This window comes from Photobacterium aphoticum (assembly GCF_001029435.1).
GTDB classification, from domain to species: domain Bacteria; phylum Pseudomonadota; class Gammaproteobacteria; order Enterobacterales; family Vibrionaceae; genus Photobacterium; species Photobacterium aphoticum.
This window is the reverse complement of the sequence record NZ_LDOV01000025.1, coordinates 31,650-48,179: the sequence shown is the minus strand read 5'-3', so window position 1 is coordinate 48,179 and position 16,530 is coordinate 31,650. Positions and strand designations below refer to the sequence as shown.

Annotated in this window: 17 protein-coding genes and 1 other RNA gene; 7 read left to right on the top strand and 11 right to left on the bottom strand. The window is 49.3% G+C overall.

All coding sequences use genetic code 11. The features are described from left to right. The first annotated feature begins 2 nt into the window (after window positions 1-2). Together ABT58_RS13480 and ABT58_RS13475 are read left to right on the top strand one after the other, a co-directional pair. Window positions 3-3,152 (top strand): efflux RND transporter permease subunit, encoded by a 3,150-nt coding sequence (locus ABT58_RS13480; protein WP_047874946.1) that lies wholly within the window; start codon window positions 3-5, stop codon window positions 3,150-3,152. A 119-nt stretch (window positions 3,153-3,271) separates the two neighbouring features. Beyond that, window positions 3,272-3,721 carry a MarR family winged helix-turn-helix transcriptional regulator gene (locus ABT58_RS13475; RefSeq protein ID WP_047874945.1) on the top strand — a complete coding sequence of 150 codons (450 nt, stop codon included), beginning with the start codon at window positions 3,272-3,274 and terminating at the stop codon, window positions 3,719-3,721. Between the two features lie 154 nt (window positions 3,722-3,875). Here ABT58_RS13475 and ABT58_RS13470 read toward each other — a convergent pair whose 3' ends face one another. From ABT58_RS13470 to ABT58_RS13445, 6 genes are all read right to left on the bottom strand, one after another. Then, on the bottom strand, window positions 3,876-4,436 hold the full coding sequence (locus ABT58_RS13470) for a DapH/DapD/GlmU-related protein (protein WP_047874944.1): 561 nt from the start codon (window positions 4,434-4,436) through the stop codon (window positions 3,876-3,878). A 420-nt stretch (window positions 4,437-4,856) separates the two neighbouring features. Continuing rightward, a complete protein-coding gene (locus ABT58_RS13465; RefSeq protein WP_047874943.1) occupies window positions 4,857-5,846 on the bottom strand; it encodes a hypothetical protein in 990 nt (329 codons plus the stop codon). A 306-nt stretch (window positions 5,847-6,152) separates the two neighbouring features. Continuing rightward, window positions 6,153-7,694: a DHA2 family efflux MFS transporter permease subunit gene (locus ABT58_RS13460; protein ID WP_047874942.1), complete on the bottom strand. Its 1,542-nt coding sequence runs from the start codon at window positions 7,692-7,694 to the stop codon at window positions 6,153-6,155. A 1-nt stretch (window position 7,695) separates the two neighbouring features. Beyond that, the gene (locus ABT58_RS13455; RefSeq protein WP_047874941.1) at window positions 7,696-8,781 is read right to left on the bottom strand and encodes an HlyD family secretion protein; all 1,086 of its coding nucleotides are present in this window, start codon (window positions 8,779-8,781) and stop codon (window positions 7,696-7,698) included. Between the two features lie 385 nt (window positions 8,782-9,166). Beyond that, entirely contained in the window at window positions 9,167-9,784 is a 618-nt protein-coding gene (locus ABT58_RS13450) for a hypothetical protein (protein ID WP_047874940.1), read from the bottom strand. 101 nt (window positions 9,785-9,885) lie between these two features. After that, window positions 9,886-10,509 (bottom strand): hypothetical protein, encoded by a 624-nt coding sequence (locus ABT58_RS13445; RefSeq protein WP_047874939.1) that lies wholly within the window; start codon window positions 10,507-10,509, stop codon window positions 9,886-9,888. Window positions 10,510-10,918: 409 nt separating this feature from the next. Between ABT58_RS13445 and ABT58_RS13440 the strand changes: the two genes are divergently transcribed. Further along, window positions 10,919-11,317: a hypothetical protein gene (locus ABT58_RS13440; RefSeq protein WP_047874938.1), complete on the top strand. Its 399-nt coding sequence runs from the start codon at window positions 10,919-10,921 to the stop codon at window positions 11,315-11,317. Window positions 11,318-11,459: 142 nt separating this feature from the next. Here ABT58_RS13440 and ABT58_RS23775 read toward each other — a convergent pair whose 3' ends face one another. Further along, window positions 11,460-11,606 (bottom strand): hypothetical protein, encoded by a 147-nt coding sequence (locus ABT58_RS23775; protein ID WP_082211101.1) that lies wholly within the window; start codon window positions 11,604-11,606, stop codon window positions 11,460-11,462. Between the two features lie 77 nt (window positions 11,607-11,683). Here ABT58_RS23775 and ABT58_RS13435 point away from each other — a divergent pair, with 77 nt between their 5' ends. Continuing rightward, a complete protein-coding gene (locus ABT58_RS13435) occupies window positions 11,684-12,055 on the top strand; it encodes a hypothetical protein (RefSeq protein ID WP_047874937.1) in 372 nt (123 codons plus the stop codon). Between the two features lie 150 nt (window positions 12,056-12,205). Here the strand turns inward: ABT58_RS13435 and ABT58_RS13430 are convergent, their stop codons facing one another. Next, the gene (locus ABT58_RS13430) at window positions 12,206-12,412 is read right to left on the bottom strand and encodes a hypothetical protein (RefSeq protein WP_047874936.1); all 207 of its coding nucleotides are present in this window, start codon (window positions 12,410-12,412) and stop codon (window positions 12,206-12,208) included. 238 nt (window positions 12,413-12,650) lie between these two features. Here ABT58_RS13430 and ABT58_RS13425 point away from each other — a divergent pair, with 238 nt between their 5' ends. Then, complete coding sequence (locus ABT58_RS13425) at window positions 12,651-13,238, top strand: DUF6795 domain-containing protein (RefSeq protein ID WP_047874935.1); 588 nt, start codon at window positions 12,651-12,653, stop codon at window positions 13,236-13,238. Window positions 13,239-13,444: 206 nt separating this feature from the next. Here the strand turns inward: ABT58_RS13425 and ffs are convergent. Both ffs and ABT58_RS13420 read right to left on the bottom strand, forming a co-directional pair. Beyond that, window positions 13,445-13,541, bottom strand: an RNA gene (gene ffs, locus ABT58_RS23770) — signal recognition particle sRNA small type. A gap of 206 nt (window positions 13,542-13,747) precedes the next feature. Beyond that, window positions 13,748-14,482 (bottom strand): VP0952 family biofilm-associated protein, encoded by a 735-nt coding sequence (locus ABT58_RS13420; RefSeq protein WP_047874934.1) that lies wholly within the window; start codon window positions 14,480-14,482, stop codon window positions 13,748-13,750. A 104-nt stretch (window positions 14,483-14,586) separates the two neighbouring features. Here ABT58_RS13420 and ABT58_RS13415 point away from each other — a divergent pair, with 104 nt between their 5' ends. Beyond that, window positions 14,587-14,901 (top strand): MGMT family protein, encoded by a 315-nt coding sequence (locus ABT58_RS13415; RefSeq protein ID WP_047874933.1) that lies wholly within the window; start codon window positions 14,587-14,589, stop codon window positions 14,899-14,901. 28 nt (window positions 14,902-14,929) lie between these two features. Here ABT58_RS13415 and ABT58_RS13410 read toward each other — a convergent pair whose 3' ends face one another. Further along, on the bottom strand, window positions 14,930-15,349 hold the full coding sequence (locus tag ABT58_RS13410; RefSeq protein WP_047874932.1) for a YbaY family lipoprotein: 420 nt from the start codon (window positions 15,347-15,349) through the stop codon (window positions 14,930-14,932). Between the two features lie 213 nt (window positions 15,350-15,562). Here ABT58_RS13410 and tesB point away from each other — a divergent pair, with 213 nt between their 5' ends. Further along, the gene (gene tesB / locus ABT58_RS13405; RefSeq protein WP_047874931.1) at window positions 15,563-16,447 is read left to right on the top strand and encodes an acyl-CoA thioesterase II; all 885 of its coding nucleotides are present in this window, start codon (window positions 15,563-15,565) and stop codon (window positions 16,445-16,447) included. Window positions 16,448-16,530 lie beyond the last annotated feature (83 nt).

Below are 16,530 nucleotides of genomic sequence, written 5' to 3'. Positions count from 1 at the left end.
CCATGGCACGATTTTTTATCGATCGTCCGGTGTTTGCTTGGGTACTGGCGATCCTGACCATGTTGGCGGGCGTCATGTCCCTGTTCAACTTGCCGGTATCACAATACCCGACCATCTCACCGACCACGATCACCATTAACGCCCGCTACCCGGGTGCATCGGCGAAAACCGTGGAAGACTCGGTGACACAGGTTATCGAGCAGAACATGACCGGCCTGGACTATCTACGCTACTTGAATGCCAGCAGTGATGCGTTTGGTAACGCCACCATCACCCTGACGTTTGACAGCGAAGCGGATCCTGATATCGCACAGGTTCAGGTACAGAACAAACTGCAGCTGGCCATGACCTCGCTGCCGATGGAAGTACAGAGCCAGGGTATTATCGTCAACAAATCGAACACTTCGTTCTTGATGGTTGTGGCGGTGTACTCCGAGAACCCGGAATTGACGGAAAACGATATTGGTGACTTCGTGGTGACCAATATTCAGGATCCGATCAGCCGTGTAAGCGGTGTGGGTCAGGTACAGGCATTTGGCTCTCAGTACGCGATGCGTGTGTGGCTGGATCCGTTCAAGCTGACTCAGTTCAACTTGACGGCCATCGACGTCGCTAATGCGATCCGTGAGCAGAACGCGCAAGTGTCATCGGGTCAGTTGGGCGCGGCACCGGCACAAAAAGGCCAGTTGCTGAACGCGACGATTTCGTCAGCCAGCCGTTTGACCAGCGTGGCTGAATTCAGAAATATCATTCTGAAATCAGAAGCCAACGGCTCGAACGTGTACCTGAAAGACGTGGCGAACGTGGAACGCGGCGCGGAAAGCTATGACATCAAAGGTCAGTACAACGGCTTCCCGGCAGCAGGTTTAGGTATCTCGTTGGGTACCGGCGCGAACGCCCTGGAAACCGCAGAAGCGGTGAAAACGCGCTTGGCGCAGATCAGCGAAACCTTCCCGGAAGGTTTGAAGATCGCCTACCCGTTTGAAACCACACCATTCGTTGAAGCGTCAATTTCTGAAGTGGTGAAAACCCTGCTTGAAGCGGTGTTCTTGGTCTTCCTGATCATGTACCTGTTCTTGCAGAACTTCCGTGCCACCTTGATCCCGACCATTGCGGTGCCGGTGGTACTGCTGGGTACGTTCGCGGTGCTGTACGCCACCGGCTTTAGTGTCAACACCCTGACCATGTTTGCGATGGTACTGGCTATCGGCCTGTTGGTGGATGACGCCATCGTGGTGGTAGAAAACGTTGAACGTGTGATGCACGAAGACGGTTTGGAGCCAAAAGAAGCGACCAAGAAATCCATGGGGCAGATCACCGGCGCCTTGATCGGTGTTGGCTTGACGCTGTCAGCGGTATTCGTCCCAATGGCCTTCATGTCCGGCTCGACCGGTGTGATTTACCGTCAGTTCTCCATCACAATTGTGGCGGCGATGACCCTGTCGGTACTGGTCGCGATCATCCTGACCCCTGCCCTGTGTGCGAGCTTGCTGAAAAAAGGCGATGCAGAATTTGGCGAGAAGACCGGCTTCTTTGGTTGGTTTAACCGTAAGTTCGACGCAATGACCGCTGGCTATGAAGCGGGCGTGGCGAAGATGCTAAAACGCACTGGCCGTATGCTGGTCGTATTCTTGGCAATGAGTGCAGGTACAGGCTGGTTGTTCACTAACCTGCCGACCTCGTTCCTGCCGGATGAAGACCAAGGCACCGTGTTCTCGATGGCAATCTTGCCACCGACGTCGACTCAAGAGCAGACAGAAAAGACACTGGATAAAGTCCGTACGTACTTCTTGGAGCAAGAAAAAGACAACGTGGAATCCGTGTTCTCGGTTGCAGGCTTTAGCTTTGCCGGCCAAGGTCAAAACATGGGTATGGCGTTCATCGGTCTGAAAGATTGGTCTGAGCGTGAAGCACCGGGCTCTGACGCAGCGTCACTGACTGGCCGTGCGATGGGTTATTTCTCGACCATTAAAGAAGCGATGGTGTTTGCCTTTGCACCACCGGCGATTCAGGAACTGGGTAACGCGACCGGTTTTGACTTCTACCTGCAAGACTCGTTAGGTCTGGGTCACGATGCACTGGTTGGCGCACAATACCAGCTATTGGGCATGGCGGCACAGAACCCGAAACTGGTAGGCGTACGTCCAAACGGTCAGGCGGATGCGCCGATGTACCAGGTAAACATCGACCACAGCAAACTGCGTGCGTTGGGTGTGAGCATCAATGATGTGAACCAAATCCTGTCGTCTGCATGGGGTGGCGCGTACATCAATGACTACATCGACCGTGGCCGCGTGAAGAAAGTACTGATGCAAAGTGATGCTGAGCATCGTATGCAGCCAGAAGACTTTGATTCATGGTACGTACGTAACGCACAAGGTGAGATGGTGCCGTTCTCGGCATTTGCAACCGGCGAATGGAGCTACGGCTCACCGCTGCTGCAGCGTTTCAACGGCCTGCCTGCGATGAACATTCAGGGCGGTGCAGCACCGGGCGTGAGTACCGGTGAAGCGATGGCTGAAATCGAAGCCATGGTGAAACAATTGCCGCCGGGCTTTACGGTAAACTGGAACGGTATTTCTTACGAGGAACGCCTGTCGGGTAACCAAGCGCCAATGCTGTACGGCTTGTCGATCCTGGTTGTCTTCCTGGTTCTGGCGGCTCTGTACGAGAGCTGGTCCGTCCCATTGGCGGTCGTACTTGTGGTACCGTTGGGCGTACTGGGTGCGGTACTGGCGGTCATGAGTCGCGGTATGGATAACGACGTGTTCTTCCAGGTGAGCCTGTTGACCACCGTCGGTCTGGCGACCAAGAACGCCATCCTGATCGTAGAATTTGCTAAAGAATACTACGAAAAAGGCGCGGATTTGATTGAAGCGACCCTGCATGCGGTGCGTGTGCGTCTGCGTCCAATCATCATGACCTCGCTGGCGTTTGGTCTGGGTGTTGTACCACTGGCGATCAGTTCGGGCGTAGGCTCAGCCGGTCAGAATGCGGTAGGTACCGGTGTATTGGGCGGCATGGTAAGTGCGACCCTACTGGGTATCTTCTTCGTGCCGGTATTCTTCGTGGTGGTAGAGCGTTTGTTCGACCGTCATAACAAGAAAAATGCCCAAGCGAAAGCTGTTCAGTCAGTCCCTGTGACCGAGTAAGGTCACGTTATACTGCCTGACGGTAACATGTAAAAAGAGCGCTGTTCGTTCAGCGCTCTTTCTTTTTACATGAACAATCAGTTAAACACAGACATCCACCGAAATTTAAGTAGGCCAAGATGAAAGAACAGAAAATCTCTCCCATTTCCGTGTTGGATCAAAGCCCGATGTACGTATGCAGTGTCATGCAGCGCATGTACCGCAACCGCGCTTCGGTCGAGCTGGCAGAGCCACACCAGATGACTTTAGAAATGGCGAGTGCATTAGCGGCTTTGGAAGAGTTTCAACCGATGAGTCAGCAAGAATTGGCCGATGCGGTCATGACGGAGCGCAGCGTGGCCAAACGCATGGTAGATAACTTAGAAAAACGCGGCTTTGTGGCTGTGTCGAAATGCAAAAGCAATCACCGCCTGAAAATGCTGTCCCTCACGCCCGATGGCGAAGTCGCACTGCAGTTTGCCTGCCAGACCATGGATAACTTGCAGAATGATTTTTTTGCCTGCCTGTCGGAAGAGGAGTCTCACGAATTTTCCCGCTTAGTACGCAAACTGACGCAAGCAAACCTCTGAATGTTAATAGCGCTGTCTCGATGCACCTTGCGCCTCTTCACCTTGCGCCCACACCCCGTGAACAGATGAACCTCTGACTCTCAGAGGCTCTCCTTCTTTCAGGCAGTTTGATTCGCCCTTCTCATCATCCAATCTTCCCCTGCCTTTCTGTCCGTTACAGCTCGTTCGCAATACGTCGGTAGCCACGCACCAAGGTATGGTTGGCTGACACCACCGATTCAGAAAACGCGGAATATTCTGGCGGCACTTTCGAGATACTGTTGAGATCAAACTCCGCCCCGATATTGGTCATCGGTGGCACATGGAACCCTTCCGGCAAGTCCAATCCATCCACCACACAGTTATGGCGGATCACACAGCCTTTGCCAATCGTGGTATTGAACACCACCGAGTTAAAGCCGATAAACACATCGTCACTCACTACACACGGGCCGTGAATGATTGAACGGTGAGCAATCGACGAACGCTCACCAATGGTCACCGCCATCCCCGCTTTGGAATGGATCACCACGCCGTCCTGAATATTGGTATCACGCTTGATCACAATCGCTTCCATGTCACCGTGCTCATTCACTTCATCAGCACGGATCACCGCATACGGACCAATAAACACGTTATCTTCAATGATGACCTTGCCACAGATAATGGCCGTCGGATCAATAAACGCCGTTTCAGAGACAGTCGGCATATGGCCACTTGGATTTCGTCTTAACATGTCACTTCTCTCTTCCCATGAATAAAAATATGTCGGTACCGCACGATGCTGACCCGTTTGCCAACATCACCTTGTATCATTTCTTCAGTAAAAAGCGTGAGTAAAGTTAGTTTGCAGGATTGGTGGGTTTGACGAAATGCGTGTTAGCCAACGTTCTTTTTCTTATCGAGACACTCAATTTTTAACCTTGACAGCCATGATTAAAACCTTCCTCTAATCATGACACCCATAATTCCTTCCCTTTAACAACACACCTTAATCAAAAGAACGCCCCCACAAATGCACCAACGTCTCAGCAAAATGCCAAATTTCGCCATTTTTGTTCAGCTAAGTGCAGTGATTTCCTTAATTATGTAAATTGCAGACACAACAAAACCTAGCCGATTGGCCAGTTAAAATAGAAAGAAGGAATGAGAGACTTCAGGCGGCGTTTAGTAATCGCCGGCTAGTGCTAATGCCATGGGTGCGCTGCTGACCAATATGCTGATGGTACTCGCGGAGCAGATGTTCTTTTCCGATTGCGCCTGAAAAGTGTTGCTCTAAATGGCCCGTTAATTCCAGCCAGTTTTCTTCCGATAAACCCAGGCGAGCAATAATGTTCCGCGCATTGTCTGAGATGCGTCCCCACTTACCGTCACGCATGGCACGGCCGGTTTCGTCGACCAACAACAAATAGTCCATGAACACAAAAGGTAAGCCCTTGGGCATATTCACGCGCGGATTCCCGACAAATGGCAATAACGAGGCTGGCTGATAGCTGGACTTCGCGGCTTTTGCGCGCTTTTTGATACTGGTATAGGCCGAGGTTTCTGGCGTTGTCGCGATACCCGCCCGCACAGGGTTGAGATCCACATACGCCATACAAGCCGCTAGTGCCGCTTCATCGAGTAAGGCTTGCGATTTAAATCGCCCTTCCCAAAAGCGACCTGTGCAACCGTCTTCCTCATTGGCCTTACGGGCAATCGGCTCATTGAGCAAACGCATAAACCAACTGATATCATGCAGCCGTTTTCGCCACTCTTCGGCAATACGCGCTACCGCCTTTAATTGCGCCTTGTCCATATGACTGCGTTGGTTTTCATCAATCCAAGCATTTGATAAATAATTGCCTTTGCACACCTGATGCCAGCGGGTAATTACCTCCTCCAGCGACCAACCTTTCGCTTTGTCTACATCCACATGCAGCACAACATGGGTGTGATTACTCATCACCGCATAGGCACAAAGATCAATCGCAAACACCTTGGCTAAAAACAATAATCGGCGTTCAATCCAGCTACGGCGATGTTCATAACATTGCCCGGTAAGCGGATCTTTACCGCAGAGAAAGGTGCGTCTGACACAACGTGATACGCAATGATAGTACGGCGTATCAGTTAAGCTGACTTGTGTTTTCCTTGCCCTTGGCATGCTTGATTGCTCCCTGCTCTGTCCGTGTAAAATGAAGCCTAGAACACCGGGCAAGAAAGTACAAAAGTATGGGTGTCTATTTAAGAAAGAAGAAAGAGCCCAAGCAAAAAATGTCAGGATAAAGAGGAAATAAATGTGGGAGATAAGGATGGGTGTCTCGTTAAAGAAAAGGTCATTGCAGCAGTTTAAGAAAGGTAATACCAGCGGGAGCAAGATGCCCCCACTGTTAGGTTCAATGACCGTTTACGTACTCAGCTTAAGAATTAGGCCTATATTCTGATTTGGTTATTGATTTCAGCATTCAGCTTACGCACTGAGTTTTGGCTTGGGTTTAAATAACGCTAGGAGCGGAATTAAACACAAGTACGAGAAGAACAAGAAACCAAAGGTGTACACAAAGGCCGTCAAGGTTGACTGCTGGTGCAACAAATTTTGGATCGGTGCCAAAAATGACGGATCCGTGATGCTTGTACCCTGAGCGTGAGCTGCTTGCTGCAATACCGGATTGGTCGGTGACAGCGCCCCACCCAATTCATGCCACTCGCGTTGTTGCGTGCGAGAGAAGTAGGTATTCACAATCGAAATACCGAACGATCCCCCAATGGTGCGGCACAAATTGAAGATCACCGCCCCGCCGATGGTGTCTTTCGGCGCTAATGTGGCGTACGCTAACTGGCTTAACGGCGCAAACACCAACCCCATTCCTGCCCCTTGAATGATACTTGGCATCAACACCCAATAGGTATTGATGTCGAGCGAGTATTGCATCATCAAGTAGGTGCCGATGGCGTTCAACGACAAACCAATCACGATCAACAAACGTGCATCGATTCGGTCCATGTAACGGGCTAGCGCGAGCAACACAATGGCCGAGGTGAACCCGCGCGGTGCCATCATGAAGCCGGTCATTTCAACCGGATAGTTGAGCAACTGCTCCAGCATCATCGGCTGTAACTGGGTGATGCCAAACATCCCCATCGAGAACCCCGCCATCACGATACTCGACATAGCTAAGTTGCGATCGCGTAGCAACCAAACGGGCGCAATATCGCCTTTGGTTTTGATCGAACGCCCTACAAAGAACAGGATCGCAATACCACTGATGATCGCCGCTAGCAGGATCTCATTAGATTGGAACCACGACTCCTCGTTGCCTCTGTCGAGCACCATTTGCAGCAAGCCAATGCCGATACTCATAGCGATAACCAATGGCCAATCGAGCTTGCTCTCACCGCGTCCATCCAGTTTGACGAAGAAATACAGCAGGCTCAGACAGATCGCACCAATTGGCATATTGACGTAGAAGATCCAACGCCAGTCCATATTTTCCGTGATGATCCCGCCCAGCGTTGGCCCCAAGATCGGGCCCAGTAGTACACCGACACTAAATAGCGCCATCGCTTTACCACGCTGACTGGCCGGATAGATCTGCACCATGATCGACTGAGACAGCGGGATCACCGAGGCGCCAAATGCCCCCTGCATGATCCGGAACGTCACCATTTCTGCAATGCCATCGGCCTGACCACACAGCGCCGAGGTAATGACAAAGCCGCCAACTGAAATCAGCAACAGACGGCGAATGCCAAATTTCAGCGCCAAAAAGCTCGCCAACGGAATGAATATCGCCTCTGCCATGGAGTACGAGGTCAACACCCACGTCACTTGATCTGACGTCACCCCAAGCGCCCCCATCATGTGGGGTAACGCAACGTTGGCGATGGTCATATCGAGCAGCACCATGATGGCAGAGAGCATCACCGCAAGCGTAATTAACTTGCGCGCGCCCTCACTCAATACGTTGGCGTCATCCTCGTCGGCAGCGTCTACTTTCGCTAACTCCGCCATATTACTGCTCTTGCTGGCTAGATTGTGGGCTTGGCTGTGTAGTGTGGCTGTTCGCTGTGCTTGCTGTTACGGGACCACTCACCGTGTCGATAGTCACTGTCGCACTCGCGCCAACACGCAGTGGAAAATCAGGATGCGCCGTTTCATCAGTCAATTGAATGTACAGAGGGAAACGTTGTGGCACTTTCACCCAGTTACCTGTCGCATTCTCTGGTGGCAATAGCGAGAAAGACGAGCCACTTGCCGGAGAAATCGATTGTACAAGGCCGTGGTATTGCGCATTCGGGTACAGATCCAACGTAATGGTCGCCGGCATACCTGTGGTAATGCGCTCCAGTTGGGTCTCTTTGTAGTTTGCTTGCACCCAGTAAGTATGATCTGCCACTAACGGCACCAACGCCTGACCCGGAGAAACGATGCTACCCGCATGTGCACTCAAGCTGCCTAAGTGACCACTTACTGGCGCAAAAATATTGGTATAAGACAGCGATAGCGTTGCCTGGCTTAACGCCGCCGCCGCTTTTTTCACTTCCGGTGCCGCTGTACCTTGTGCACCCTGCGCTTTGATCAACTGTGACATTTTCGCACGCGCGGCAATCACATTTTCTTCCGCGTTTGACAGTTTGGCTTTGGCATCATCACGTTGTTGTGCCGGTAGTAACTGCTTATTCACCAACTCATTAATGCGGTGATAGGTTGATTGGGCATCCGCCAGCAAAGCAACCGCACTGTTAACGTTGGCACTGGCAGCCAGAATCGCATCATCGCTGGCCGCATTACTTTGAATCGCCATCTCGTAAGCGGCACGTGCTTCATCTAACTGAGCCTGAAAAGGCGCCGGATCAATTTGATACAGCAAATCCCCTTTGTTCACAGGCTGGTAATTGGACACGTTAACACTGAGCACTTTGCCGCTAACTTGTGGCGCAATATAGATAATATTCGCGTGGACATACGCATCATCGGTGCTTGGGTAGTTCTTTTGATGCTCAACATAGAAGTAGCCGGCTGCGGCAAGGATCGCGGCGGCAATCAGCGTAATGAAGAGATTACGAACAAAATGGGAAGGTGCGGCTTTTTCACTCATTATAGGAAACCAACTTGATATATCGCCTCTATCGCGGGCGTTTAAGATTTGCGCAGAAACATTCAGTTACAATTTGTCGCACAAATAGTAGATCCAGCTCACACTACGAACAACGACTTAGCAGAAATGCGCAACCGCGAAACTGGTGCGTTTACTTTACACCTGTAAGATAAAAAGCATGTTTAGCCGAAAAGCAGCAGTCAGCGGGAGGGAAGCAAGAGTGATGACAAGGAGGGATGACGCGTGATTTTACCGATAGCCTTGATACAGAAAGCTTCCTGATACATGCCTGTAAAAGGAAGCCTAAGCACTATCATAATGTATAGGGATCTGAAATGTAGGAACCTTGGTTATTTATATGGCAGCCTTGATGATTGAGTGCCTATCAATACGCTTTCCAGATAGACACATCAAGAAATTCGGCCAACGACATGGCCGCATCCTCAAATGCACTTTGGTTGCCGTGATCCATAACATTGACACGCTCGCCATTTTCAAAGACCAAGTTAAGCTCATAACTGATAAACGTTGAGGAATCCTCTCCCGACCGAACACACTCGCTAATGGTCTGTAACGCATAAATATCAGCCAATTGACCTTGCTTTTGTCGGTCAACACATGTTATCTCTTGGCCTTGCCATCCTCTAAAGTACACGCCCTGCGTCTTATCAAACGTCACCGTTCTCGTAAAGAAATAGGCGCCACCTAAGCCCATTGCACTAAAACAAATCCCCATAAAATAGAAGGCGCCACTTGCCGAATAAACCTGAGTACCAGCATAAAGGAGCATAAAACCCGTGACCCAGAAAACCGCAAAAAATAGCTTAATACGCAAACTTGACTCAATGCGTATATTATCTCCCGACACGATCATCGATTGTGTCTTGATATTACTCCCACCTTTTTTCATCGGATGCCAGCTAATCCGATTGGCGACGGGATCATCCGTATCTGCAAGCTGTAGTTCAAACTGATTAATCGTAATGTGCTGCGTACTATTCATATTTCTAACATCCCTTTTATTTGACACTCACACCTTAAATCAATGCGTATATAACGTGTTTGGTAATCAATATGTGCCTTATCTCACGTATCGAATGCTAATTAATACGCTTTCCAGATAGGAACATGGATAAGTTCTGCTAAACGCATGGCTGAATCTTCCAACGCACTTAGGTCGCCATGATCCATGACATTAAGGCGCTCGCCATTTTCAAAAACCAGATTAAGCTCATAACTAATAAAAGGTGAGACACCAGAATGAAGATGTTCGCTAAGGATCTGTAACGCATAAATATCCGCCAACCGTCCTTGTTTTTGCCGATTCACGAATGTCTTTTCCGGCTCATACTGCCCTCGAAAATACACGCCTTGTGCCTTATCAAACGTCAACGTTTCGAAAAATAAAAATGTTGCCGCTAAGCCCACCACAGTAAAGACAACACCGATAAACATCGTTATCCACCATCCCTCAAAATCACTCTGACTCGCAAAGTAACAGAGCACCAAACCCGTGATCCAAAAAACCGCTAACATTAACTTTGAGGATGTGCTTTCTTTGATTTCTATTGTATCGCCCAACACCGTCATCGTTTGAGCCTTGTATTTACACCCACCTAGCGCCAATGGATTCCAGCTAATGCGTTTTGAGACGGGATCATCCGTATCGGCAGACTTTATTTCAAACCGATTAATATTAATGTGCTGCACCCTGTTCACATTGCTCATACCTAACATCCCTTTTATATGATTTCCCTACCCGCTCAACCAACACACATGCAACGTGGCTGGCGCTCAATATATTACTTAAAAGCGAAACCTTACGAAGAAGTAACACTGCGAGGCGGTTAACGAGATGAAACGATAATTTACGCAATCACCCAATCAGTCACTTAATCGTCGCGCGCCTAATCATGACTCCCATGATTAACACCCGTAAGATAAACGTCGAATGAAGCCAAAAAGAAATTGTAAAAAAGAGGGGAGGTGAAGGAATATTATACGTGACATACAGAAAAATACAGCAGTAAATATTATAACGACACAGTGAAAGTTATTCTGACTTTATGGTTTAATACACAGTGAAAATGAGAACTCAATTGCACATAGCTCAGAATAATATAGCTAGTAGGTAAATATGGAAATTACGTGTCCGCATTGCAATGTAAACAATAACATCGCATTTGCAGATCACATTAGCTGCAAGGAATGTGATAAGAGCTTTAAAGGGAAAAAATTTAGTGAACGAAAATTCATATCAGCAACTACCGCACTCGCTATCGGCGCTTTCGGGGGGTATAAGGTAAATACTGCATGGGATGAGACTAGATACCCATTGAATGTTGAATACGCCATTGTTGATACTTGCCTAAATTCAGCCAAAAATTTGATTGCTGTCAGTCGGTATGAGAACAAACGCGAGATCTGTTTATGTAGCTTAGAAAAAACCATGGAAGTTGTGCCTTACTCTTCATTTAACGATGATCAAGGGCCTTTCTTAGCGGTATTCAGACAAAAAGCAAAAACATGCAAATAGAAAAGTGGCGGCCGTCAGGCCACCACATAATAACAATTACTTTTTAGGGGTATTACCCCGCCCTTTCCCTGAAGGCATCCCTGGATTCTTACTCGGGTAGTTAGGGTTTGGTGACGGTGCTGGCTTAGTCATGTGGTATCTCCTATTTATTTTTTTGATTTTTTTCTGCTGCACGTTGAACACGCGCTGAAAATGAGTCTTTAGCTACTTTGCCACCGTGATGTTTCGCTTCACTTGATTGAATTTGAGCAGCGGCTTCAGGGGTCATTTTCTGACCTGATTTAGACATAATTTTATCCTTAAAAATATCGTAATTAATGCGTCTTCGCTAAGACGAAGTAATATTAACTCAGGGAGTGGGGACAAATGGGGACAAGGGATAAACAACAGCAAATTCAAAAAGCGTTAGACACCTTAGGCTGGAGCCATCGTCAGTTTGCCGATGTAATTTATGAAGAACTAAATGATAATGATGACTTTCAAGAAACCGACAAAAACGATATTCGCAAGCTTGCACAAAATATCAAAAAGCAGCTACAGCGCTCCTCAACACCAGAAGAGTTACTTAACCGATACTTAAAGACGCTGTCAGAACACCCAGATTATCAAGCATTGAAATTAGACTCGATCCTACCTAGACACGTTCCCCATTCCTGCATTAGCGATGAATTGGCAATTCAACTGACACAACTCTCTTATGAACTGGATCCCTTCGATGACGGCAAAGAAGGCCACTAAATTTGTGGGTTTGAATAGATTAAAAGAGGGATCGCACACGATTATCCACCTCAAGTTAGTAAAGAGGAAGTGTCATGTGTACCGAGGGTTCAAAAATGTAAAGATAGGAGAATATAGAGATAGATATCTCGATTATTCGTGCATGATGTTCTAATCATGCACTTTTTGGGCGGCTTTCGATTTCAATGCGTCCCACCTTTTCTTATCGTCCATGAATACACTGTCGTCAATGTATCCTGCAGACTCTAGCATCGCGTCCCACTCTTGAAGGCTAGGTGTATCAGCAAGTTCTGCATGCGCATTCTCAAGAGTCAGCCCCTCAAGCAATGCTTGTTCAGTAAATTTCAGCGTTGTCATGACCGCAATCCTTTTTCCCATTCATCTTCTCGATTTTAGCAAAATGAAGGCGCGGCAGTGAAGCCGCTAATACCACCATTCTGTGAACAACGCCGAGCAAATGAACACCGAGTCCCACTGTCACTGGCTTAAAGAAACTGCTATGTGAGAATTCACAACGTCACTGACGATATCGCAACACGCAGCTTTGCAGCTTGCACTATCACATCTTTAAGCTGATCACTCACAGAGGGGAAGCATGGACGGGCTATGGACTTTTATCGATACCATCATTTCACTGATCAAGGTCTTTGATACCCTAGCCGCTTGGTTAATGGTGGGTATGGTGGCGTTAATCGCAATACAGCTACTGCGCCATGAGATGAAACTGCATTCTCCCTTTATCAGCGGCGTACTGAGAAAAGACGGTATGGTGCTCGCCAACCAGACCGTTACCCTCTCTGTCTATTATCTCGATAAAAAACAGGAAGTAACGACCACAACCAATGCGTCAGGCGAATTCACGTTTGCACCGATTTATCACCGCCACAGCAAAGCACTGAGTATGTTTATCGGCTTAATTGCCGTTCGCGTTGCCGTACAAGTTTCCGTGCACCAGAAGAATAAGAACGTTGTAATATGGGAAAGTATATTCAGCGATTTTATCATTGAGGACAGTGTAAAAAAGACAATGGCGAACCTCGACAGCGAGCTCAGCAATCGACTGATGTTTTATAACCAGCAATACCAGTCAAATGGCAAACAAGACTACCACTATCGACAAACGGGTTATGCCGAATCGAGTGTTCATGGCAAGCCGAAACGCTTGGAGGAGTGGGAAGGATAATCTTGCCTTAAAATACACTGACCGCGATCCGTTGAGATAAACTGATGCAAATTGAAAAGAGAGAGAATATCTGAATTAGAATGATCGTGAAGAGATAGGCAAGGTGATACTGGCGCGATCTATTTTGTGATCTATAATTTGTAACAGGGATGTCTTATGGGAAGATAAGCTATTGAAAAATAACTTTATTTCAGATGGGTGGAAGCCCCCACCAGCCACATCCCGGCACACACCTCACCTGCTGCGGTTGCTCCCTTCCGGGCCTGGCCGAGTTCACAGGTTAGTGTTGCGGGAGGACCAATGGGGGCCTCCATAGATTCTTTGTGTCTCTTGCGAGAACGGGAAGGATTATCTGTCATCCCTTGGGGGATTGCAAGGGCTGTTTAGCCTTCCCGCCATCAACTGCTGATTTATTGTCCGCTTACCGCCAATTCCCTGCTTTCTTATGATTCACAAGCACTTTTATCCGCTATGCAACGGGCTAACGGTACGTCGATAACCCTTGCGCCCTACACTTCTTCTTCCTGATCTTCGAGCAGGTATTCACCCAGCAATGCGCCGCCGAGGATCAGCAACCACGCCACCAGCACCGGGTTCGGAACCTCAAACCACGGAATGAGGACGATAGTGGCAAAGCCAATGGCGGGCAGAATCCAGCCCATGCGGGGTACCCACTCTTTCAGCGACGTGTTGAGCATGCCTTGCAAGGTCGCCAGTAAGCCGGTTACACACAAGGCTACTAAAGCGGCATGTTCCATGCCCCCGACCCACAATGGCACCACCAAGAACACCGGCCACCAGGTATTGCCTTCCACCGCGCGCCAACTGCGCAGCGCTACCCATATCACCCCGACCGCAATAATCTGTACAATGGTGGCGGTCGGTGTGCCGGCCAGTTTGCCTTCGCTTTGCAGTGCCATCAGGCCCACGTCCATGGCTAACACGATGGACAGCAACAGCGCCCCCAATTGCCACGGGCTTTTCGGGGAGAAACTGACAGAGAAGATGGGGATCATCATAAACAGGCTGACAGACAGCGCGAGGGATTGTTCCGGCAACACAATGCCGTACGCCCCAAGGCCAATCAATAACAGCCAAGCTGACACGCCGCCCTGCGGGAGCAGCCATAACGCAGGGATCGCTAATGCCAACGCCGGTAAGTCTCCCTGACTTTGCCCCAGCGCACTGATCCCCACAATGGTCAGCATAATGCTGACGATAAATAGTAACGCGGCATACAACATGGCAGCGCCTCCTTGCGTTCTGATAGCGCAATAAAATCAATGCATTATTATGCAGCCATCATTATTTTTAGCCCAAACGGTCTATTTTTGTTCAAGGTATAAATATGGATGATTTTGCGGGTCAAATCTACACCCAAGTTCACCAAATTCCATCTGGTCAGGTATCAACGTATGGGGATATCGCCAAGTTTGCCGGTTTTCCGGGTTATGCACGCCAAGTCGGCCGTTTAATGGCGACGTTGCCGGAAGGGTCTACCCTGCCGTGGCACCGGGTGATTAACGCAAAGGGGGAGATTTCTATGACGGGAAGTGATTTACAACGCCAACGACAAAAATTGTTAGCCGAAGGCGTTGAGGTCTCCGCAGCCGGTAAAATTCGGCTCGCGACATACCGTTGGGATGGCCTGTCACGGGCGTAACAGGCCAATTCGAATAAGGCGTTTATCCTTACTGCACTTTCACCAAACGCAGATCTTTTTTCAGCGTTTTCGCTTCATCGGTGATCACGTGGTTAGCCGTATCCGTCGTGAAAAGCAGTTTGCCGTCCGCTTCAATGCGCGCACTTACCGCGTAAGTATGGTTCGGCTGAATTTCGTCACGTACGAACGTCAACTGGTAATTAAACGGGATTTGCTGACCTTCGGTCAGGAACGCGTGGCTGCTGATCACTTCTGCTGCGACATCCATTTTAGACACATCTGCCAGTGTCACGGTCACTCGCGCGTTGTCTGGCAGCGCGATGCGCTCACGGTAGCTCACGGTACCGGTCACATTTTCAACACCGCTGTCTGTGCTTTTAATGGTGGTACACGCAGAGATCGCCAATGCCGCAGCCAATGCTGAAATCAGAGTGAAAACCTTTTTCATGATGTCTCCTGTTGGGCTTTCCATAGCGTGGGAATAAGGCTAGGTAAGCACTTGAACTTAATATAAAACTGAATGATGATACGGCGAATGCCTGTTGAGGTATGTTCAGGCCAATGGCGCACAACCGCCGCCGCACCGGACACAGTGCTTGCGCGACGGGGGCATCGGCGATACCTTCCTTGGCGCAATGATAACATTATTTATGGAGTCCCGATGAGCAAAGAACTGAATGAACTTCTCACTCTGCTACATCTCGAGCAGCTTGAGCAAGGATTGTTCCGAGGCCAAAGTGAGCATTTAGGCCTGCCCCAGGTCTACGGAGGCCAAGTATTGGGTCAGTCGTTATCCGCCGCCAAGGAGACCGTTGACGCTGAACGCCAACTCCATTCTTTCCACAGTTACTTCCTGCGTGCAGGCGATCCACTTAAACCTATCATCTATGACGTTGAAAACCTGCGTGATGGGGTGAGTTTCAGTACCCGCCGCGTAAAAGCGATTCAGTTTGGCCGACCGATTTTCTACCTCACTGCGTCTTATCAGATCGGTGAAGCCGGGTTTGATCACCACTCACCAATGCCGCAAGTGCCGTCGTTTGAAAACCTCCCGTCTGAGCAGGATCTGGTTAAGAAAATCGCCCACTACCTGCCAAAAGTGGTGGCGGAAACCTTCAGCCGCGAACGTCCGTTTGAGGTACGTCCGGTGAACCCGATCAATCCGCTCGCACCGCAACCGATGGAAGCCAAGCAGTACTTGTGGATCAAAGCCAATGGCGAGATGCCGGATGATCCGCGTATTCACCAATACCTGCTGGCTTATGCCTCTGACTGGGGCTTTTTAACCACGGCAATGCAGCCGCACGGGGTGAGTTTGCTGACGCCGAAAATGAAAGTGGCTACGATTGACCATGCGATGTGGTACCACCGTCCGTTCCGTATGGACGAATGGTTGCTGTATGCGATTGATAGCCCGTCAGCCAGTGGTGCACGCGGCTTTGTGCGTGGCGAGATCTACAACCAGAAAGGTGAACTGGTGGCATCCAGCACCCAAGAAGGGTTGATCCGTAACACGGCGATGCAGAGCGAGTCGAAAGCTGACTAAATCGCTTTCGGCGCAGATCATCTAAACCGCATCACAAACACCAACGGCGCAACAGTCTGAGACTGTTACGCCGTTTTTTATGG